The sequence below is a fragment of the Gluconobacter sp. P1D12_c genome (assembly GCF_018812105.1).
In the GTDB taxonomy this organism is placed as follows: domain Bacteria; phylum Pseudomonadota; class Alphaproteobacteria; order Acetobacterales; family Acetobacteraceae; genus Gluconobacter; species Gluconobacter oxydans_A.
In genome coordinates this window covers 1-332 of the sequence record NZ_JACSIQ010000950.1, presented here as the reverse complement: position 1 = coordinate 332, position 332 = coordinate 1, and the positions used below count along the sequence as shown (strand labels likewise).

Sequence of the window (332 nt, the reverse complement as noted above, 5' to 3'; positions counted from 1 at the left end):
ATTGGCCGATATCTGAAGAATATCGTGCAGTAATATCAAGACCCGGTGTCCGGGTATTGGCGCCTTTTGTGAAATAATTCGTACTAGGCTCAGGACCCATTGATTTGAATTGGGAATTTTGATTCAGGCTCTGTGAGGAGACTGAAGATGAGCGACCTGTTTTGGCTGACGGACGAACAAATGGAACGTCTGCGGCCGTTTTTTACCAAGAGCCACGGCAAACCTCGAGTTGATGACCGCCGTGTGCTGAGCGGCAGCATTTTTGTGAACCGCAATGGTATGCGCTGGCGTGATGCGCCACGGGAATACGGTCCGCACAAAACGCTCTCCAA

General features: G+C 50.6%; 1 protein-coding gene. It reads left to right on the top strand.

Annotation, left to right across the window (positions count from 1 at the left end; all coding sequences use genetic code 11):
- Nucleotides 1-147: 147 nt before the first annotated feature.
- A partial coding sequence (locus KP705_RS19930) for a transposase (protein WP_215765570.1) occupies nucleotides 148-332 on the top strand: 185 nt, incomplete at its 3' end.